We start from the raw sequence: 19,025 nt of genomic DNA on the forward strand, positions 1-19,025 counted from the left end.
CGATCGGGACGGCGGCACACGTGAGATCGGCCAGTTCGCATGCCTCGTAGGCCATCACCAGTCTCGCTCGCGCCGCATTCGTGTACTGTGCGGTGGGCTCCCGTGTCATCTTCGGTCATGTCAGTCAGCCTCAGCTCCCGACGATGGGGGGCGGGGATGATCACCGCGGCTCCCCGTGTCAGCCGCGCAGGAAATACAGGACGGTCATGGTCACGGCGGTGGTCAGGATGACGCCCCGCAGCAGCCAGGCAGGCAGTCGGCGGGCCAGGTGGGCGCCGGCGAAGCCACCGAGCACCGCGCCGGTGAGCATGGCAGTGAGGAGAAGCGGAGCAGTCAGTGCGTCAGAGGCGATGAGGAACAGCACGGTCGCGCTGAGATAGATGGCTGCGAGCTGTGCGATCCGCATCGGGTTGCTGACCGCGGCGTCGAGGCCGAGGCCGATGCTCCACAGGGCCAGCATCATGATGCCTACGGCACCGCCGAAGTATCCGCCGTACACGGCGAGGAAGAACTGGCTGATCAGAACGGCTCGGGAACTCATGCCGACCGAGCGGCCCAGCGCGCTGCTCAACGCCTGGGACAGGCGACGTCCGAAGGCGAGGATCGCCGTGGCGAAGGCGAGTAGCCACGGCGCCGCGGCGTCGAACGACGATGCCGGAAGCACCAGCAGCAGGCCGGCACCGACTCCGCCACCGATCACACTGATCGCTGTCAGCGCCTTCGTGGACGTCACCCCGACCGGGGTGATCTCGCGTCGGTACACCCACGCGCTGGCCACGGCCCCGGGGACGAGGGCGACCCGCGACACCGCGTTCGCCGTCACCGGTGACAGGCCGAACGCGACGAGAGCCGGCAGCGCCACGAACGTGCCCCCACCACCCATGGCGTTCAACACCCCGGCGGCAACACCGGCCAGCAGGACAAACAATAACTCGTACACACGCCGAGCATCGCCCCGTGACCAGTAGGTCCACAATGCGTAATCGGTGTACCCAGCCTACGGCTGGACCTTAGGCTCGGGCAGTGCGCTACGACCTGGACGACCTGCGGCTCTTTCTCCACATCGTGACGGAGGGATCGATCACGGCGGGTGCTCATCGGATGCACCTAAGCCTGCCATCGGCCAGCGCCAGAGTGCGCTCACTGGAGCACAGCGCCGGCGTGGCACTGCTGATCCGCGGCCGGCGCGGCGTGCGGCCCACGCCGGCGGGGACAACCCTGGCTCGCCACGCACGCGACGTACTCGACCGGACCGCGAGGCTCGAAAGCGCCGTAACGAGCTACACCCGGTCCCCGACCACTTCGCTGACCCTGCTGGGCGGCGGCTCCGCGATGCACCGGTTCGTGCCGCAGGCCCTAGTCTCGTTCCTCCGCGCACACCCGGACGTCGACGTCACAGTGACCGAGAGCCGTACCCCTCGAACGGTGCGGATGCTCGCCGACGGCGAGGCGGACCTGGGGGTCGTCCTCGACGACGAGGCCCACGACTGCGGCCTGCACATGGAGCCCCTCGGCGACGACTCCCTCGTCGTGATCGCCCAGGTGGAAGGGATTCTCGCCGGACGGACCGCACTGACCTACAGCGAGGTCGCCGAGCACCCTCTCGTCGGGCTCCACGCCGCCTCCTCGCTACGCCGCTGGATCGAGAAGCACCTCGGACCCCACGCTCCGGTGGTGCGCTACCGCACCACCGTCGCCAACCTCGGCATCCTCGTCTCCCTCGCCGCCGCCGGCGTCGGGCTCGCCGTCGTACCGCGTCGCGCCATCGACCCCCACCAGCCACTCGACGTATGCGAACTGCAGGACCCCTGGGCCAGCCGCCGCCATCTGCTGGCCTGGGGCGTCAAGGACGACGCCGCATCGACGGCCACCACGGCGCTCGCGGAACACCTGCGCCACGCGGCACTGTCCGAGCCCTCCTTCCGCAGAGCACACGGATCCCCCGTCGGTCGGCAGCGCTCCCACGACGGCTGACCGAACACCGGACACGGGCCGGAGCGCCCGGTTCGGGGGCCGAGTGGGGAGCGTGACATACCGGCAGCAGGTGCACGGGTAACGATCTTCCAGCGCACGGGAAACGATCTCCAAACGGGACACTCCACTGCACGTCAGCCCCACTCGTGAACACCCCTCCTCACCGCCGAACGCGACCTCCTCCACAGCCGCCCCGGACAGACGCTGATCGGTGACAAGAACTACTGGGTCTTCGTTGGACCTGGTGACAGGCCACATCTTGGCTGGTGGTCCGGAAGTGTGCGGGATCCGGACGGGTGGCGGGCTGACCGGCGAGCAGCGCAAGCGCCGCGAAGAGGTACGCATGCGGGCCGCCAAGCTCTTCGAGGAAGAAGTAAAAGTCCCGTGTATCGTCAGGGAGTTACGGTCGGCTCGGCCCCGACCTGCAGGCCAAGCTCGCCGCCTGCCTGGAGGAAGGGTCGGCCAGGAGGGCCGGCCAGGTGTGGACCGCGGCATGGGTGTGCACGCTGGTCGGGCGGAAGTTGCGCCGCTCCTTCAGCGTCTTCGAATCGTCACCCGGCTGCTGCACCGCATGGGCTACAGCGTGCAGACTCGGCCGGCTCGCCGCCGAACGTGGCGAGGACGCGATCACCGCATGGCGGGGGGCGACCTGGCAGGAGGTAAAACCCTCCGGGCGGTGACCGGCGCATTCCTCTGCTTCGAGGACGAAGTGGGCGTGACCGGTTGTCCGCCCAAGGGCCGCACCTGGAACCGACGCGGCATCACCCCGCGGTTCAAGGTCTCCGGCCGCAGGCGGAGGCGGAGGCGACAGTTTCAACGAGCCGGAACACCTACCGTTTCGGATCAAAGGTCGCGGCGTCGAGTATCCCTGCGACTTCGGCGAGTGTCGCGGCCGAGGCGCTTTTGTGGCAGACATGGACTTCGACAGGGAATGATGCCTCGTCAGAATGCGCTGTCCAGCCCTGTCGGACCAGCTCCTGCCTCCCTCCCAGCGACCGGCAGCCCTCGCTTGGGCTGGAGTACGGACTGGGCTCGACTTTCGTCCCCGAGTCCAGGGCCACTGGGCGTTCCGTCTGCCGGAAGGAGATCAGCGCCTCGCCTTCTGCGAGAGTGGGCAGAGGTGCGCAGTCATAGTCACCAGTGGTCGTCGGCGGGCAGGGCTTCGTCGCTCTCAAGGGCCGGTTGGTGACGAAGACAGCAGCCGCACTCAGCTGGTCCGCCTGGTCACGGACGTACCAGCCGTGGGGCAGGTCGAGGCCGAGCATCCCGTCCGAGAGGTTGATCCGGCGCTCGGCGGAAGAGGGGGAGGTAACCTGAGTTTGCGGAGACGTGTGCACGCTGAACAGCTGTGAGCTGAGGGAGCTGTAGAGCAAGGCAATCGCCGTCACGCCTGTCACGGTTGCCCCGAACGCCTTACGGCGCCGTTTGCGCGCCACCACCCGCTGGTGGACCTGGCGCATACGGTCTGGCGGTGCCTGCAGAAGCGGCACTGTGCGTTCGAGGAGTTCGCGCAGCTGCTCCTCCTGCGAGTCCTTCCCGTCAGTGTTTTGCCTCATGCTCACCATCCTCCACCTCCGTCTTCAAGGCCGGCACGCCGCGCAGCGCATGCAGTGCCTTGGTCGCCTGGCTCTTGACCGTGCCCGGTCGGCAACCGAGCATCTTGGCCGTCTCCTCGATGCTCAGGTCCTCGAAGTAGCGCAGGACGACCACTGCGCGCTGCCGGGTCGGCAACGCACGAACCGCAGCAGCGAGCGAGTGCTGCAGATCGACCTCCGCGAACACGTCCGAGGTGGCGAACTCGGGCAGTTCCCCGTGCGGAACCTCGCCGCGCCAGCGTCGCTGCCACCACGACGAAAAAGTGTTGACCAAGGCCTTGCGGGCGTACGCCTCCGGGTTCTCCTCAGCGATCCGGGGCCATTTGGGCCACATCTTGGCCAGTACCGTTTGCACCAAGTCCTCCGCCAGGTGGGCGTCGCCCGTCAGCAGCCACGCCGCGCGAAGCAGCCGTGGACCGCGTGCGGTCACGAACTCCTCGAAGTCCGACGATGAATCCGTCACCGATACTGACGCCCTGTCACCATCACTCGCCTGTCTGTTTGCTTGAGCGTTGACGCGGTCGGCAGGAGGGAGAGACGAGCCGATCGCCTCGGCGCGGGCAAATGCCTCGGCAGCTTGTGCCAGCCACACTGCGACTCGTCCCGCTCCGCCTGTGCCGAGCGGTTCCGGTCTGCGGATGGTGGCGGTGCCGGTCAGTTCACCGCTCACGCCTGCACGCTCGCTACGGTGGGGACGATCAGCGATCGCAATGTCGCCACGCCTCGCGAGACGAGCGACGAGACAGTCCCCTGGGCGCAGTTCAGGTTTTCGGCGACCTGGCCTTCCGGCAGATCGCAGTAGTGCCGCAGCACCACAGCTGTCCGTTGCCGCAGCGGTAAGTGGACCAGGGCAGCTTCCAGCCGAACGCGGTCCTCCACCAAGCCGGCCGCGTCAGCCGTCGCCGCGAGTTCCGGCAGTCTCTCCGTAGGCCGCTCGCCTTGCCAACATCGCTTTGCCGCTCGTGCGGCCGAACGCATCAGTATCCGCCGGGCGTAAGCCTCCGGCGCTCCGTCTCCGATTCGCGGCCATGCCAGCCACAGCTTGACGAGTGCTTCCTGCAGCAGATCCTCGGCCGCGTGGCGGTCCCCGCCCGCCAGTGAGCCCGCGTAGCCCAGGAGCGCCGACCGGCGGGCCGTCACGAAATCGTCAAATGCCTGTTCCGGTGCACTTCTCATCTGCATGCGCTGCGCCTCTTCCACTCTGCGTCGCCGGTCGGGTGTGCGGCCCTCGCCGCGTGTCTCCAGCCTTGTAACCGGGTGGGGACGGAGTACGGCAGCCTGGACCACACGAACTGTGGCGCGCATCACATGGCGATCGTGCAGGGAACGAGCACGGCCAGTGCCTTTTCCATGGCGCGGTGGCGTTACGGCGTCGACGACACAAGCCCGACGCGAGAACGTTCCGGGCCCCCGGATGCGGGCAGCGGCAGTCGGTCACTGCCTGTGCGATTCGGGCGGCACCCGACCGAGGGCAGACGACCACGCGACGGGTGACCGGAAGTACCGGTCAACCGGCCCAGGCAGCGCCGAACCACCGCACGACGACTCCCCATCGAAGGACAAGTGATCACATTGCGGTTCCGCAATATCTGGATGGTGCTCGCGGCAGCGAGCATGCTGTCCCTGCCGGCATGCAGCCAGAGCGACTCCGACAAATCCCCTTCCGCCGTGAGCGACGACGGGGACGTCCAGAGCGGAGGCAGTCCGTCGGCCGCGCCGGCCGGCGCGCTGACCATTCCCGAGGACGCCGACCCGGACACGAAAAACCACTACCTCACCGAGAACGCCGTAGCCGCCTGCATGAAAAAGCGCGGGTTCAACTACACGCCGAATCCCGGCTCCACACAGAACGAGGCGAGCTCGTCGATCGACGGGGCGGATTACGCACTGGCGAAGAAGTACCGGCAGAAGTACGGATTCGGTATCTACTCGAGAGCCGTCTACCCCAATGATCCGGCTGCACCCGGCCCCGTCCAGAACAAGGACCCCAACGCCCCTTACCGCGCTTCTCTGCCCAGTGCCCAGCAGGGTGCGTACGACGAGGCGTTGGGAGCGTCGGAGGCGGCCGAGGACAACGGCAAGTACGCGGGTCCTCCCAAGGGCAGCTGCAGCGCGGAAGCCCACCTGAAGGTGTATGGCCCAGCCAAGTCGGCGGCGGAGCAGGGGAAGGAGGACGCTAAGCGGGCAGAGCGCGACAGGCAGGCTGGGCAGGCTCTCAACGGTGACCAGCAACTTGTCTCCCTCGCCCAGGAATACGCCTCGTGCCTGCGCAAGGCCGGCATCACGGTCGGCAGCACTCAGCCGACCAGCATCGGCGACACGGTGAAGTTCCAGGTGAGCGCCCAGATTCCGCCGGACGCCAAGCCGCTGAGCAAGGAAGAGGCGATGCCGAAGCTCACCCGTGAGATCGACCTTGCACTCAAGGACCTTGAGTGCGGCAAGAACTTCAGGGCCGCGTACTGGCCCAAGTACAAGAAGAACCCCTTCGTAGGGAACAACGGGTGAAGCGAGACAAGAAGCGCCAGAGCAGTCGTACGACGCGACTGGGCGTGATCGTCGGCGTGGTCGCTCTGGTCGGGGCGGGCGGCTGGTTCGCCGGCACCCGGATGGAGTCGCCCGCAGACGCCGCGGCCGCGCACCAGCCGCCCAAGGCGGGTCCGGTGACCGTCCCCGTGGAGCAGCGGGCGCTGACCGCCACTGTGGTGGCCCAGGGAAGCCTGGAGTACGGCTCTCCGAGGAGTCTCACCCTGGCCGGCGCCGTCGGCGTTTCTGAGGAGGGCGGCGAGGGCAATGCCGCGGTCCAGCGGGTCACCAAGGCACCAATCCGCGGAAGCGAACTGAAGGAGGGCAGTGTCCTCATGCAGGTGAGCGGCAGGCCGGTGATGGTGCTGCGCGGATCGGTACCGATGTACCGGACCATCGGCCCCGGTTCGTCGGGGGACGACGTCAGACAGCTGCAGAACGCCCTGAACAGGCTGGGCTTCACGACCGGCGGCGTCACAGGGACTTACGGACAGGGCACCGCGTCCGCGGTCAGCCGCTGGTACCGCAGCAAGGGGTACACGGCGCAGGAACCCAGCACCGCCGACCGGCAGCAGCTGGGACAACTCGAGTCCGCGGTGTCCGACGCACAGCTCGCGCTGCTCACCGCTCAAAGCTCCGGCGAGGGAACACAGAACGAGCAGGGCGACGGCGGGTCCGTACCGGAATCGGCTGAAGCGCGGGCTTTGCAGATCAAGTCGGCGGAAAAACAGCTTGAGTTGGCGAACTCCGCTCTGAGCGCCTTCAAGTCCGGCTACGGAACCAAGGTCCCGGCGGGAGAGGTGATCTTCCTTCCGAAGCTTCCGGTCCGGGTCGACAAGACCAAGGTGCGCGCGGGCGACGCTCCGGACGGGGAAGTCGCCACCGTGACGAGCGCCGACGTCGTGGTGGAGGCGGTGGTGCCCGGCACGGACGCCGGTTCGCTGAGGAAGGGGATGCCGGTGCAGGTCACCACACCGGACGGCAAGGAAGCCAAGGGTGTCCTCGGCGAGATCGGTGGTTCAGGCGCAGGTCCGGAAGGTCCCGCGGAGAATGACGGGACCGGTGGGGAGGCCGAGGCAGCCACAGGTTCCAGTGGTGGGGCATCCGCGCCTGTGCCACTGAGAGTCTCCATTCCGGAACCCGGACCGCTGGCAGGCGCTGGGGCGGACGGCGCGGCGACGGTGACCATAAAGGTGGGCGACTCGGACGGCAAGGTCCTGGCCGTGCCTGTCGCCGCGATCCAGACCTCGGCGGGCGGTCAGGCGCGCGTGCGTGTCCAGCGGGGCAAGCAGGTGGTGAGTGTCGATGTCGACCTCGGGATCTCCGCCGACGGGCTCGTCGCTGTGAAGTCAACGGGCAGCGCGCTCAAGGAGGGCGACCTTGTGGTGGTCGGGCTGTGACCGAATCACTCCCACACGGTGACACGCCGCACGAAGGCCACGTCATCAAGCTGACCGGGGTCAATCGCACCTTCGACTCGGAACCGCCCGTGCACGCACTGCGGGATGTGAACATGACGATCCGGCGAGGGGAGCACCTGTCGATTGTCGGACCGTCCGGTTCCGGGAAGTCCACCCTGCTGAACATATTGGGGCTGCTGGACAGGCCGAGCTCGGGCGACTACTGGCTCGACGGAGTGAAGACCGGCGCCCTGGCCGACCGTCAGCGCACCGCGCTGCGCGGAAGCCGCATCGGCTTCGTCTTCCAGTCCTTCCACCTGCTTCCCTACCGGACTGTGGAAGAGAACGTCATGCTGGCGGAGCTCTACCGCAAACCCCGTCCAGGCAGGCGGCGGCGGAACCGTGGCGAACGGGCCAGAGCAGCCCTGGACCGGGTGGGGCTGTCACACCGGCACGGCTTCAAGCCCGATCGCCTGTCCGGCGGTGAACGCCAGCGCGTGGCCATCGCCCGGGCTCTGATGAGCGAACCGGCTCTTCTGCTGTGCGACGAACCCACCGGCAACCTCGACAGCGAGAACACCCTCTCGGTCCTGGAGCTCTTCGACCAGCTCTGCGCCCAGGGCCTGACGCTGGCCGTGATCACCCATGACGATGCGGTCAGCAGGCGTGCGAGCCGACGCGTCCGCATCCGTGACGGGCGGCTCAGCCAGGAGGTCGCATGAAGTCCCGTCACCGTACCGCTGCTCCGGACCTGGGACCGGCCGCATCCCGCCAGGAGCAGCTGATCAGGCCACAGCGCAGTCGGCGTCCATGGCTCCGCTCCGCTGAGGGGCACGACAAGGGAGTCGAGCGTCCCTGGATCTCTCCCAGAGACCTGTGGGCCGAGGCGCTGTCGGGCGTACTGGCCCGCCCGGTCCGATCCGCGCTCACCACTCTGGGCACGGTGCTGGGCATCGGCACGCTGGTCATCACGATCGGGGTGGCGTCGACGGCCGCCAACCAGATCGTGGGCCGGTTCGACGCCCTCACCGCCACCTCGGTCTCCGTGGTGGTGCCGCCTCCACCCCCATCGTCCGACGCCCTCCCCCTGGTGGACTGGCAGGGCATCGACGCCGTGGACCGGCTGGCCGGTGTGGAGTCGTCCGCCGCGCTCGCGGAATCCGACAAGACGGCTGCTGTGCAGGTACGCGCCAACGATGTGGTCACACCCGGTGGCGTGTCCGGCCAGACGCTGGCCGTCGTCGCTGCCTCGTCCTCCCTGCCCGCGGCGGTGCGCGGTGACGTCACCGCGGGCCGGTTCTACGACACCGGAGACATCGACAGGCACGACCGGGTGGCGGTACTCGGAGACCAGGCCGCTCACCTCCTCGGCATCAAAGGGGTGGAGGACGCGCCCGCGGTCTTCTTCGACGGACACTCTTTCACCGTGATCGGGATCCTCGGCCGATTCGAGCGTGAACAGCGCCTTTCCACCTCGGTGATCCTGCCTCCCACAACAGCGAAGGACCGCCTCGGCCTGGATCTGGTGAACCGTGTCCTGATCAACACCTCACTCGGTGCCGCGCAGCAGGTCGCCAGGCAGTCGCCCACAGCTCTCTCGCCCAACAACGCGAAGGCGCTCACCGTGCTCGCGCCGCCCGATCTGTCGAAGGCCCGCAAAGGTGTTCAGGGAGATGTCAACGGCCTGTTCCTGGTGCTGGGGCTGGTCTCGCTGATCGTGGGTGCCATCGGTATCGCCAATGTCACGCTGGTGACCGTGATGGAACGGGTCGGCGAGATCGGGCTGCGGCGTGCCCTGGGCGCCTCGCGTCGGCAGATCGCCGGACAGTTCCTCATGGAGTCGACCACAATCGGCCTGCTGGGCGGCGTCATCGGCGCCGCCCTGGGCATGGTTGTCGTGGTGTCCGTGTCGGCGCTCAAGGACTGGACTCCCGTACTGGACGGCCGCCTTGCCCTCGGCGCACCGGTCGCCGGCGCACTGGTCGGGCTGCTCGCGGGGGTGTACCCGTCGCTGCGGGCTTCCCGAATGGAACCCGTCGAGGCGTTGCGAGCCCCGTCCTGAGCGCCGGTGTGAGGCCCGCGGTGCCTGAAGTCCCAAGAGCCCACGGCTCAGGCGCTGCAGGGCCTGGCGGGCCATGGGCAGGCCGCAGTGGTCGTCTCCCGGGCGGGCAGTCGATGGTGCGTCGTCGGACAGTCGCTCGAGGTCGTCGTGGCCGACAACTCGGGTCCGTGATGTCATACCCGCTGAACAGCCTCCGAGGAAGACACGCAGGCAGACGAGGTTGCGTCCTAGGAAGTGGTGTACGGGCTCCCGCCTGATCCGAGCGTATGTCAAGAGGGATCGTCTGCTGTCCGCGGCAGCAGCGAGTGTGTTGGCGACGCCCGCTCCCTGGCTGCGATCGGTGAGTGGATCACAGATGCCCCGCGCTGGGCACTGCGAGGTCAGGGCTTCGAGCCGAACGCGCCGAACGCCCGTACTGTGATGCAGCGTTCGTGAGCCACACTTGGTCCATGAGGCAGCCCAATCTCTTCGGCGCCGCACTTCGGGAGCGGCGTAAAAGCACCGACCCTGCCGCGATTGCGCTCACCACAGGGGGCCGACGTCGCACTCGCGGACTGCGCAGAGAGGAGCTTGCCGACCTGGCCGGCATCTCGGCGGACTACATCAGGCGGCTCGAGCAGGGCTGGAGCCACCCGTCGGCCAGTGTCGTGAACTCCCTCGCCCGCGCGTTACGCGTGGACCGGGCGGAGTACGAGCATTTCTGTGCGCTGGCGGGGCACGCCCCTGCTGACGGACCGGTCCCTCGTGACCTAGGTCCGGGCGCGCAACGGCTGCTTGAGCGTCTTGAGGGCACGGCGGTGTGCATCTGCGATGCAACGTGGACGGTGGTCGCCTGGAACAGTGCATGGGAGGCGCTGCAGTGCGGGGAACAGACGTCACACATCTGGGATCGGAACATCGCGTGGCGGGCATTCAACCCGGATTCCGGTCGCGTCCGCAGGTCTGCCGAACAGGCAGCCAGATTCGAAGCGATGCTTGCGGCGGAGCTTCGGACCGCGTCACTGCGCTACCCCGCGGACGACGCCCTCGCCGCCCTGATCGATGAGCTGCGGAGCACGAGTCCTTCGTTCTCCACCTTGTGGAGTAGGGCGGGGGCCGCTACCCACCATGATGACCGTTCCGTACTCAGTCATCCCGACGCGGGTGACATTGTTCTGGACTGCGACCTGTTGACGGTTCGTGACAGCGACCTGCGGGCCATGGTCTTCACTGCACAGCCGGGTTCCTGCGACGCCGACCGGCTCAGCGAGCTCGTCAACGGTTCTGGGCTGGGGCCGACTTCAAAGGTGTGACAGTTTGGCCCAGGCTAACCCCGGAGACGAGCTGCCATCCTTGAGCGACAAGGTGAGCCGGTCGGCGCCAAGGCGCGTGCCAGGAGTCAAACCGGCCCCTGCAGTGCCATTCCCCATTGATGGAGACGGTGAACTCGGTGAGCAGTACGGAAATCCTGCAGCGCATGGAAAAGGCAATGAACGCGCACGACTTGGACGAATTTGTCGACTGCTTCACTGAAGACTTCGTCTCGGAGATTCCCCTCCATCCCCAGCGGAATTTCGTCGGTCGCGCGACCGTCCGGAAGAACTGGGGTGGACTCTTCGCGCACGTTCCGGACCTCGTGGGGACTGTCCTGCAGTCCGTTGTGGACGGTGATCAGATCTGGAGCGAGTGGGAGATTCGCGGGAATACGCAGTCTGGAGTGCCGTACCTGGCTCGTGGTGCGGCCATCCATGGCCTCCGCGACGGGCGGCTGGCGTCGGTGCGGTTCTACCTGGACAACGTCGAGGGCGCCACTGAAGCAGATGGGTAGCCTCACGTCGGAGGGCCTTAGTCGCCGTTTCCTTTGGCTTGATCGTTCGTTGAGCGGTGCATGACGGGTCTGATTGAGCGGTTGGTGCCGGATGAGTTATGGACGCTGTTCCGGCGGGTGGTGCCGCCGACGGAGGTCATAGGTCCGCAGGGCGGCGGCCGACGGCGGGCGGGTGACCGCGAATGCCTGGCGGCGATCATCTTCGTGGCGACCTCGGGTTGTACTTGGCGGCAGTTGCCCCCGGTGTTCGGCCCGGCCTGGCCCACGGTCTACCGGCGCTTCGCGCAGTGGAGCCGGGACCGGGTCTGGGCCAGGCTCCACAGAGTCGTCCTCGACGAGCTCGGCGCCCGCGGCGAGCTGGACTGGTCGCGGTGCGCGATCGACTCCGTCAGCCTCAGGGCCGCAAAAGGGGGCCCCCGACCGGACCGAATCCGACCGACCGCGGCAAGAGCGGATCGAAAATCCACCTGATCACGGACCGGAACGGTCTGCCCCTGTCGTTGGGCATCTCCGGCGCCAACCTGCGCGACAGCCTTGGCCTGAAGCCACTGGTACGCGGGATACCGCCGATCCGCTCCCGGCGCGGCCCGCGTCGCCGGCGACCGGCCAAGCTCCACGCCGACAAGGGATACGACTACGACCACCTGCGCCGATGGCTCCGCAAGCGGGGCATCCGTCATCGCATCGCCCGCAAAGGCATCGAGTCCTCGCAGCGGCTGGGCCGCCACCGTTGGGTCGCCGAGCGGACAGTGTCCTGGCTGGCCGGCTGCCGTCGGCTTCACCGTCGCTACGAACGCAAGGCCGGGCACTTTCTCGCCTTCGTCGGAATAGCCGCAGCCCTCATCTGTCACCGGCCTCTGGCCAGGACGTAACAGCGACGACAGCGGTGATCCGGCTGGATACGCTCGCCTGTCATGACCAGCCGAAAGGTGCCGTGTTGAGCCAGTACTTCGATATAGGCGATGAGACTGTGTGGAACCCGTCCAACGGGGCTTCCCGTCTGTTCCGCCGCCAAGTGTCGGTCTTCGAGGCGGAGTTGGAGATCTCATCCGGCATCGGTCCGATGGAGAACGACGAGTGCCAGATCGACCCGGCCATCTTCGAGATCTTCGTCAACGCCCTACTGGCGCAGCACCGAAGAACGAGCCATGCCATAGTGCTTGCGCTCTCCGAGGGGTTCACCGCCACCGTGCTGGTTCTCGCGGAGCGCTCCGGGGTCAGGGTGGACTGGGCAGAGTTCGGATCCGCCCCGGATGGCGCACTCGAAGGTGCGCAGATTTCCGCAGCCACAGGGATGTCCGCTCCGGTCGAAGGGCGTGCCTGGGGTGCGGGACTGTGCGAGAAGGCACGGGAGCTCGGGCAGCACATGCCTCGTTGACCGGAGCCACCGGGTCGGCCGATCGCGTGCCCACCGACGCAGTCCACGAAGGGAAACGGTGTCCAAAGCCCAACCGGCCGATGACCTCCAGCTCGCCGTGCAGTGGCCCTGAACTCCTGGCCACGGCCACCGCGGTCGTCGCAGCAGCGTGTAGCCCGAGCCCGGGACCTGCTGGAGCCGAGCGACCTGTCGGTGGACCAGATCGCCGACCGGGTTCGGCTTCCCCAGGAGCACCTCCCTGCGCCAGCACCTGCACGCGGCGATCGGCATCTCATCCCAGGCGTACCGGCGTACGTTCCAGGCGGCCCGCTAGTGCCCACCCCTAGCCACCACTTCGGTGAACTGATTCGATGCGGGACTGGGCGAGTGCGCTCGAAGGGCGCCGGTGCCGGCGCCTCACACCGGTTGCCAGATCCGGGCGAGCGTTGCGGCGGTGAGAACGTCCTCGGGGTGTCCCCGCCCCGCCAGTTGACCGTCGCGGAGCAGGAGGCACGCGTCCGCCGAGCGTGCGGCTTCCAGGTCGTGGGTGGCTTGGACGACGGTGACTCCGTCGGCGACCAGCTCCGTCAGCAGCGCGGCGATCCGGTCCCTTGCTTCCGGGTCCAGGCCCGTGGTCGGCTCGTCCAGGAGGAGGAGGTCCGATTCCTGGGCGAGTCCTTGGGCGATCAGGGCGCGTTGCCGTTGTCCGCCGGAGAGTTCTCCGAGTTGGCGGGTGGCGAGGTCGGTGATGGCGAGCCTCTCCATGGCCTGGTCCACGGTGGCTTGGTCCTGCCGGGTCAGTCGGCGCCATGGCCCGCGGTCGCTCCAGCGTCCCATCTCCACTGTCTGCCTGACCGTGAGCGGCAGTGCGTCGGCGACGGAGCTGCGCTGCGGGACGAACGCCGGCGGCCGGTCGCCGGCGTGGTGGAGCCGGCCTGATGTGGGTTTGATCACTCCGGCCATGACCCCGAGCAGGGTGGATTTCCCGCTTCCGTTCGGGCCGACGAGTGCCGTGATCGCCAACGCCGGTATCTCCGCGTCGAGTTGATGCAGAACGCGGCGGCCCGGATATCCGGCGGAGAGCTCCGCGAAGCGGACGCGGGGCGTCCGGATCTCGGCGACGGCGGGAGGGGGCCCCTGTGTTTTGAACATGGTTTTCATTATAGTGCGTTTACATGGAGTGGTTGACGGGTCCCTTCGAGGTGACCTTCGTGCAGAGGGCCCTGTGGGGCGGGATGCTGGTGTCGGCGATCTGTGCCCTGGCCGGCACCTGGGTGGTGCTCAGGGGGATGGCCTTCCTCGGTGACGCCATGTCGCACGGGCTGCTGCCGGGAATCGCGCTCGCCGCGCTGTTCGGCGGCAACCTGCTGGTGGGGGCGCTGCTGAGCGCGGCCGTCATGACGGCCGGCGTCACGGTTCTCGGCCGCGCCCCGAAGCTGTCCCAGGACACCGGGATCGGGCTGCTGTTCGTGGGGATGCTGTCGCTCGGTGTCATCATCGTGTCGCGGTCGCAGTCCTTCGCGGTCGACCTGACCGGGTTCCTCTTCGGTGACGTCCTCGCCGTCCGCGAGCAGGACCTGCTGCTGCTGTGTGGGGCGCTGCTGCTGGCACTGGCCGTCTCGCTCCTCGGCCACCGGGCCTTCCTCGCCCTGGCTTTCGACTCACGCAAGGCCCAGACGCTCGGCCTGCGGCCCCGCCTGGCCCACGCCGTGCTGCTCGGCTTGCTGGCACTGGCCATCGTCGCCTCCTTCCACATCGTGGGCACGTTGCTGGTGCTGGGCCTGCTCATCGCCCCGCCGGCCGCAGCGCTGCCCTGGGCGCGCAGTGTGCGGGGCGTCATGGCCCTCGCGGCGCTCCTCGGCATCATCGCCACCTTCGGCGGCCTGCTGCTGTCCTGGCACCTGAGCACCGCGGCCGGCGCGACCATCTCGGCCCTCGCGGTGAGCCTGTTCTTCCTCTCCCACCTGGCATCCGGCCTCCGCCACCGCAGCCGTGCGCGCTCCCTCGGCGCTCACGCCACGGCGACCGACTGAAAGAACCTGAGGCGATCCCTTTGTCCGTCCGAAGTAACGTCATGCCCTGGGCGCCCGCCGCGCTCGTGACGATCTCCCTGCTCACCACGGGTTGCGCGAGCCACGACGACACCGCGTCCGCCCCGCGGACCACCGCCTCGGCCTCGGCTCCGCACGGTTACATCGAGGGGGCCCAGGAAAAGGCCGAGCAGCAGTCGCGGCTGCTGCTCAACGACCCGGCCACCGGCGACACCCGGGTACTCGATCTGATCACCGGCAAGACGCACGAGGTGTCTCGGACGACGGGCACCACCGGACTCACCACCGATGGCCGCTTCGGCTACTTCCACACCGCGGGCGGCACACGTGTCCTGGACGGCGGCGCCTGGATGGTGGACCACGGCGACCACGTCCACTACTACAGCGCGGCGATACGTGACGTGGGCCGGGTGCCCGGAGGGCCGGGCAGCCGCGTCCGCAGCGATGCCGCCGTGACAGCGGTGACCGACGAGGACGGCCGCGCCAGGATCTACCGCCGGGCCGGTCTGGCGAAGGGCAAGGTCGGCACCGCCCGCATGCTTCCCGGGACGCACGCGGGAGCTGTCGTGCCGTACGCGGAGCACCTGCTCGGCGTCACGGACGACGGGAAGGTCGCGGTGTACGACCGCGAGGGCGAGCGAGCTGCGTCGCCGGACGCCTGCGAGGAGGCGCGGGGCGACGCCGTCACCCGGCGCGGCGTCGTCCTCGGCTGCGCCGACGGCGCCCTGCTCGTCCGTGAGGACGACGGCACCTTCACCGCCGAGAAAATCCCGTACGGCAGCGACGTATCCGAAGCGGAACGGGCCACGGCCTTCCGGCACCGGCCCGGCAGCGACACGCTCACGGCACCGGCCGGGAAGCGGGCCGTGTGGGTCCTGGACGTCAGCGAGCGCACGTGGACACGGGTCAGGACCGGCCCTGTCGTCTCCGCCAACACCGCCGGCGAAGGCTCCATCCTGATCGTCCTTGAAACCGACGGAGCACTCCACGGCTACGACATCGCCACCGGCAAGCAGGTCTCCAGAACGAAGCGGCTTCTGACGGGCGCCCCCGACGCCGGCCGCGAAGGCAGCCAGGCGGGACCGGTCATCGAAGTGGACCGCAGCCGCGCCTACCTCAACGACCCCAAAGGCAAATGTGTGTACGAGATCGACTACAACGACAACCTGCGCATCGCGCGCACCTTCGCCCTGGACATCGAGCCGGCCCTGATGGTGGAGACCGGACGATGACCACACGGACGCGAGGGGCGCGGCGACTGGGCACCCTCCCGCTGGTCCCGCTGGCCCTCGCCCTTGCCGGCGCGGGCACCGGTTGTACGAGCAGCGACGACCGGCCCCGGGTGGTCGTGACGACCAACATCCTGGGCGACATCACCCAGGAGATCGTCGGCGACGAGGCCGACGTCACCGTGCTGATGAAGCCGAACGCCGACCCGCACTCCTTCGGCCTGTCGGCCTTGCAGGCCGCCGAGTTGGAGCGCGCGGACCTGGTGGTCTTCAACGGGCTGGGTCTGGAGGAGAACGTGCTGCGGCACGTGGACGCCGCTCGCGAGGCGGGGGTGGCCACCTTCGAGGCCGGCAAGGCGGTCGACCCGCTCACCTTCCAGGCGCATGGCGACGCCGGCCCCGAGGAGGAGGCCGGGCAGCCCGATCCGCACTTCTGGACCGATCCCGACCGCGTCCGCAAGGCCGCCGGCCTGATCGCCGACCAGGTCGTCGAGCACGTGGACGGCGTTGACGAGAAGACGATCCACGCCAACGCCGACCGCTACGACGCACAACTCGCCGACCTGACCGCCTCGATGGAGAAGTCCTTCGACCGCATACCCGAGAAGCGGCGCGCGTTGGTGACCAACCACCACGTCTTCGGATACCTCGCCGAACGCTTCGGCTTCCGGGTGATCGGCGCGGTGATCCCTAGCGGCACGACGCTGGCCTCTCCCAGCTCCTCAGACCTGCGCTCGCTCTCCGAGGCGATGCGGAAGGCAGGCGTCCAGACCGTGTTCGCGGACTCCTCCCAGCCCACGCGCCTGGCCGAGGTCCTGCGTACCGAACTGGGCGGCCAGGTGCGCGTCGTCGAGCTCTACTCCGAGTCCCTGACAGTGAAGGGCAAGGGCGCCGGCACCTACCTGCAGATGATGCGTGCCAACACCACCGCCATGACCGACGGCCTGAACGGCGCCTGAACCAGCGCCCCTGACCTGCACACCGGCCGACCACGGCCATCCCACACTCACCACCCCACGCCGCGCTCACGCGGCACAGAAAGGAACACACCGGTGAACAAGCCGATACGCAACCGAGCCTTCACGGGCACGGCCCTCGCCCTGGCGGCTTCCGCGGTCCTGACCGCCTGCGGAGGAGAGGACACCCCCTCGTCCGACACGCAGGCCAAGGCGGCGCCGAGCACGAAGGCCGTTGCGGTCAAGGACCCGGTGGTCGCCACCTTCGACGGCGGACTGTACGTCCTGGACGGCGAAAGCCTGAAGCTGGCCAACACCATCGAACTGCCGGGCTTCAACCGCCTCAACCCCGCCGGCGACGACTCCCACGTCATGGTCTCCACCGACGCCGGCTTCCGCGTCCTGAACGCCGCCGAGCAGACCCTCACCAGCGTCGAGTACGAGGGCGCCAAGCCCGGCCACGTCGTCCAGCACGCCGGCAAGACGGTCCTGTTCACCGACGGCACCGGCGAGGTCAACGTCTTCGACCCCGCCGACCTCAAGGGCGGCAAGAAGCCGGAAGGCCGCACCTACACCTCCGCCGAACCGCACCACGGCGTCGCCATCGAACTGACCAACGGTGAACTCCTCACCACTCTCGGGACCGAGGAGAAGCGCACCGGCGCCCTCGTCCTGGACAAGAACAACAAGGAGATCAAGCGCAACGAGAACTGCCCCGGCGTCCACGGCGAGGCCGCCGCCAAGGACGAGGCCATCGGCATCGGCTGCGAGGACGGCCTCCTGATCTACAAGGACGGCAAGTTCACCAAGGTCGACGCCCCCGACGACTACGGCCGCATCGGCAACCAGCGCGGCAGCGACACCTCGCCCATCCTCCTGGGCGACTACAAGACCGACCCGGAGGCCGAACTGGAGCGGCCCACCCACATCTCCCTCATCAACACCGAGACCGCGAAACTACGCCTGGTCGACCTGGGCACCAGCTACTCCTTCCGCTCACTCGGCCGCGGACCCCACGGCGAGGCCCTCGTCCTCGGCACCAACGGTGCCCTCCACGTCATCGACCCGGAAACGGGCAAGGTCGACAAGAAGATCCCCGTCGTCGGCGAGTGGCAGGAGCCCCTGGACTGGCAGCAGCCCCGGCCCACCCTCTTCGTCCGCGACAACACCGCGTACGTCTCCGAGCCGGGCAAGCGCCAACTGCACGCCATCGACATCGAATCGGGCAAGAAGGTCACCTCTGTGACCCTGCCCAAGAGCACGAACGAACTGTCCGGCACCGTCAACGGCCACTGATCCTCCGACTCGGCGAAGCCGCTCCGACCCGGGGCCGACGGCCTACGACGGCCCCGGGTGGCAGAGAGCCACGGTCTCGACGGTGGGGGTCCTCTCCTCATGCGCGGCCACGGCAAAATGGGCCTGTTCGCGGCCCGCGCCGCCGGTCGCACGTGGGACTCCGCCTTGCAGATCGGCATGGTGGACGCGTTGCTCGGGCTGGCGGTCGTCGTGGCCAACGCCGTCATCAAATAGAGGAAGTGTGCCGGCCGGGCCCGCCGGCCTGTCGGCGCGGCGCGGTTCCGCCGGTCGGCGGGGCAGTCCCGGCCGGTCGGCGGGGGTCGCCGAAGCCTGTCGGATGGTCCGCTTCCTGACGGCATCGAAGGATCCTGCGTATGACACAGATAAAGCCGCCGCAGGAGGAATCGGCTGCGCAGGAGCACTCACCTCCACCGCCGCAGGCCTCGTCCGAGTCCGGCGGGCAGGTCTCGGGCGGCCCTTCAACGGCATCACCCGCAAAGGCGTGTCGGAGGCGACGAGGACAGGGGCCACACCTGCCGCTGTCACCCCGAGCGTGGTGGCGACAAGCGTGATCAAGGGTAGAACTCAACACTCTCTCATGGAGTTTCCTCCCTTTCGCGAGTGATTGCTGAATCAGCGGGGCTGTGACGACGCCCCTCTCGGCTTCCAGCTCTCCGCACACGAGGGCGCCGTGAGGCCGTTGCCCCTCAGGGATCCGCCCTCCCAGCAGGCGGGCGGGATGGCTCCGGCGTGCAGTGGCCGGGCCCGTTGATCG

Annotated in this window: 19 protein-coding genes and 2 pseudogenes; 16 read left to right on the plus strand and 5 right to left on the minus strand. The window is 68.3% G+C overall.

Going from position 1 to position 19,025, the window contains the following annotated elements:
- Positions 1 to 178 precede the first annotated feature (178 nt).
- Positions 179 to 940, minus strand: a complete 762-nt coding sequence (locus EF387_RS41395) for a sulfite exporter TauE/SafE family protein (protein WP_128381768.1) — start codon at positions 938 to 940, stop codon at positions 179 to 181.
- A gap of 83 nt (positions 941 to 1,023) precedes the next feature.
- Between EF387_RS41395 and EF387_RS41400 the strand changes: the two genes are divergently transcribed.
- Together EF387_RS41400 and EF387_RS50280 are read left to right on the plus strand one after the other, a co-directional pair.
- Positions 1,024 to 1,974, plus strand: coding sequence for a LysR family transcriptional regulator (locus tag EF387_RS41400; protein WP_128381769.1), 951 nt, complete (start codon positions 1,024 to 1,026; stop codon positions 1,972 to 1,974).
- 286 nt (positions 1,975 to 2,260) lie between these two features.
- A pseudogene (locus EF387_RS50280) lies at positions 2,261 to 2,908 on the plus strand (winged helix-turn-helix domain-containing protein); the annotation flags it as partial.
- On the opposite strand, the gene EF387_RS41410 reads toward EF387_RS50280, so the two are convergent.
- The 3 genes from EF387_RS41410 to EF387_RS41420 all read right to left on the minus strand — a co-directional run bounded on the left by EF387_RS41410 (position 2,805) and on the right by EF387_RS41420 (position 4,745).
- Positions 2,805 to 3,530 carry a hypothetical protein gene (locus EF387_RS41410; protein ID WP_155589821.1) on the minus strand — a complete coding sequence of 242 codons (726 nt, stop codon included), beginning with the start codon at positions 3,528 to 3,530 and terminating at the stop codon, positions 2,805 to 2,807. The pseudogene EF387_RS50280 and the gene EF387_RS41410 sit on opposite strands and share 104 nt — an antisense overlap.
- The gene (locus EF387_RS41415) at positions 3,514 to 4,032 is read right to left on the minus strand and encodes a SigE family RNA polymerase sigma factor (RefSeq protein ID WP_128381790.1); all 519 of its coding nucleotides are present in this window, start codon (positions 4,030 to 4,032) and stop codon (positions 3,514 to 3,516) included. The genes EF387_RS41410 and EF387_RS41415 overlap by 17 nt, the downstream gene beginning before the upstream one ends.
- A 203-nt stretch (positions 4,033 to 4,235) precedes the next feature.
- On the minus strand, positions 4,236 to 4,745 hold the full coding sequence (locus tag EF387_RS41420) for a SigE family RNA polymerase sigma factor (RefSeq protein ID WP_128381791.1): 510 nt from the start codon (positions 4,743 to 4,745) through the stop codon (positions 4,236 to 4,238).
- A 387-nt stretch (positions 4,746 to 5,132) separates the two neighbouring features.
- Here EF387_RS41420 and EF387_RS41425 point away from each other — a divergent pair, with 387 nt between their 5' ends.
- The 9 genes and pseudogenes from EF387_RS41425 to EF387_RS48930 form a co-directional block, all read left to right on the plus strand.
- Positions 5,133 to 6,074, plus strand: a complete 942-nt coding sequence (locus EF387_RS41425) for a hypothetical protein (protein WP_128381771.1) — start codon at positions 5,133 to 5,135, stop codon at positions 6,072 to 6,074.
- Positions 6,071 to 7,492 (plus strand): peptidoglycan-binding protein, encoded by a 1,422-nt coding sequence (locus EF387_RS41430; protein ID WP_238431992.1) that lies wholly within the window; start codon positions 6,071 to 6,073, stop codon positions 7,490 to 7,492. Before EF387_RS41425 ends, EF387_RS41430 begins: the two co-directional genes overlap by 4 nt.
- The gene (locus EF387_RS41435; RefSeq protein ID WP_238431993.1) at positions 7,489 to 8,214 is read left to right on the plus strand and encodes an ABC transporter ATP-binding protein; all 726 of its coding nucleotides are present in this window, start codon (positions 7,489 to 7,491) and stop codon (positions 8,212 to 8,214) included. The genes EF387_RS41430 and EF387_RS41435 overlap by 4 nt, the downstream gene beginning before the upstream one ends.
- Entirely contained in the window at positions 8,211 to 9,554 is a 1,344-nt protein-coding gene (locus tag EF387_RS41440; protein ID WP_128381772.1) for an ABC transporter permease, read from the plus strand. Before EF387_RS41435 ends, EF387_RS41440 begins: the two co-directional genes overlap by 4 nt.
- A 449-nt stretch (positions 9,555 to 10,003) precedes the next feature.
- Positions 10,004 to 10,846: a helix-turn-helix domain-containing protein gene (locus EF387_RS41445; RefSeq protein WP_128381773.1), complete on the plus strand. Its 843-nt coding sequence runs from the start codon at positions 10,004 to 10,006 to the stop codon at positions 10,844 to 10,846.
- Positions 10,847 to 10,965: 119 nt separating this feature from the next.
- Positions 10,966 to 11,361 carry a nuclear transport factor 2 family protein gene (locus tag EF387_RS41450; protein ID WP_238431994.1) on the plus strand — a complete coding sequence of 132 codons (396 nt, stop codon included), beginning with the start codon at positions 10,966 to 10,968 and terminating at the stop codon, positions 11,359 to 11,361.
- 60 nt (positions 11,362 to 11,421) lie between these two features.
- Positions 11,422 to 12,233, plus strand: a protein-coding gene (locus tag EF387_RS41455) for an IS5 family transposase (protein ID WP_420802693.1) whose coding sequence is annotated in 2 segments (ribosomal slippage) — positions 11,422 to 11,776 and positions 11,776 to 12,233 — 813 coding nt in all. Because the reading frame shifts where the segments join, the coding sequence is not laid out codon by codon here.
- 14 nt (positions 12,234 to 12,247) lie between these two features.
- Positions 12,248 to 12,739: a DUF6086 family protein gene (locus EF387_RS41460; RefSeq protein ID WP_238431995.1), complete on the plus strand. Its 492-nt coding sequence runs from the start codon at positions 12,248 to 12,250 to the stop codon at positions 12,737 to 12,739.
- 141 nt (positions 12,740 to 12,880) lie between these two features.
- A pseudogene (locus EF387_RS48930) lies at positions 12,881 to 13,052 on the plus strand (helix-turn-helix domain-containing protein); the annotation flags it as partial.
- Between the two features lie 83 nt (positions 13,053 to 13,135).
- On the opposite strand, the gene aztA reads toward EF387_RS48930, so the two are convergent.
- Positions 13,136 to 13,879: a zinc ABC transporter ATP-binding protein AztA gene (aztA, locus tag EF387_RS41470; protein WP_128381775.1), complete on the minus strand. Its 744-nt coding sequence runs from the start codon at positions 13,877 to 13,879 to the stop codon at positions 13,136 to 13,138.
- Between the two features lie 14 nt (positions 13,880 to 13,893).
- Here aztA and aztB point away from each other — a divergent pair, with 14 nt between their 5' ends.
- From aztB to EF387_RS46900, 5 genes are all read left to right on the plus strand, one after another.
- Positions 13,894 to 14,751, plus strand: coding sequence for a zinc ABC transporter permease AztB (gene aztB / locus EF387_RS41475; RefSeq protein WP_128381776.1), 858 nt, complete (start codon positions 13,894 to 13,896; stop codon positions 14,749 to 14,751).
- A 41-nt stretch (positions 14,752 to 14,792) separates the two neighbouring features.
- Positions 14,793 to 16,001 (plus strand): hypothetical protein, encoded by a 1,209-nt coding sequence (locus tag EF387_RS41480; RefSeq protein ID WP_128381777.1) that lies wholly within the window; start codon positions 14,793 to 14,795, stop codon positions 15,999 to 16,001.
- Positions 15,998 to 16,957 carry a zinc ABC transporter substrate-binding protein AztC gene (gene aztC / locus EF387_RS41485; RefSeq protein ID WP_128381778.1) on the plus strand — a complete coding sequence of 320 codons (960 nt, stop codon included), beginning with the start codon at positions 15,998 to 16,000 and terminating at the stop codon, positions 16,955 to 16,957. The genes EF387_RS41480 and aztC overlap by 4 nt, the downstream gene beginning before the upstream one ends.
- Before the next feature lie 93 nt (positions 16,958 to 17,050).
- Positions 17,051 to 18,250, plus strand: a complete 1,200-nt coding sequence (gene aztD, locus EF387_RS41490) for a zinc metallochaperone AztD (RefSeq protein ID WP_128381779.1) — start codon at positions 17,051 to 17,053, stop codon at positions 18,248 to 18,250.
- 57 nt (positions 18,251 to 18,307) lie between these two features.
- Entirely contained in the window at positions 18,308 to 18,484 is a 177-nt protein-coding gene (locus tag EF387_RS46900; protein WP_155589822.1) for a hypothetical protein, read from the plus strand.
- Positions 18,485 to 19,025: the final 541 nt, after the last annotated feature.

The organism is Streptomyces cavernae (genome assembly GCF_004023625.1).
In the GTDB taxonomy this organism is placed as follows: Bacteria; Actinomycetota; Actinomycetes; order Streptomycetales; family Streptomycetaceae; genus Streptomyces; species Streptomyces cavernae.

What these genes read in the sequence shown, in the direction of transcription:
- EF387_RS41410 (WP_155589821.1), bottom strand. Translation starts at nt 3,530, where the DNA reads ATGAGGCAAAACACTGACGGGAAGGACTCGCAGGAGGAGCAGCTGCGC.
- EF387_RS41420 (WP_128381791.1), bottom strand. Translation starts at nt 4,745, where the DNA reads ATGAGAAGTGCACCGGAACAGGCATTTGACGATTTCGTGACGGCCCGC.
- EF387_RS41440 (WP_128381772.1), top strand. Translation starts at nt 8,211, where the DNA reads ATGAAGTCCCGTCACCGTACCGCTGCTCCGGACCTGGGACCGGCCGCA.
- EF387_RS41445 (WP_128381773.1), top strand. Translation starts at nt 10,004, where the DNA reads ATGAGGCAGCCCAATCTCTTCGGCGCCGCACTTCGGGAGCGGCGTAAA.
- EF387_RS41450 (WP_238431994.1), top strand. Translation starts at nt 10,966, where the DNA reads ATGGAGACGGTGAACTCGGTGAGCAGTACGGAAATCCTGCAGCGCATG.
- aztA (WP_128381775.1), bottom strand. Translation starts at nt 13,879, where the DNA reads ATGAAAACCATGTTCAAAACACAGGGGCCCCCTCCCGCCGTCGCCGAG.
- aztB (WP_128381776.1), top strand. Translation starts at nt 13,894, where the DNA reads ATGGAGTGGTTGACGGGTCCCTTCGAGGTGACCTTCGTGCAGAGGGCC.
- EF387_RS41480 (WP_128381777.1), top strand. Translation starts at nt 14,793, where the DNA reads ATGCCCTGGGCGCCCGCCGCGCTCGTGACGATCTCCCTGCTCACCACG.
- aztC (WP_128381778.1), top strand. Translation starts at nt 15,998, where the DNA reads ATGACCACACGGACGCGAGGGGCGCGGCGACTGGGCACCCTCCCGCTG.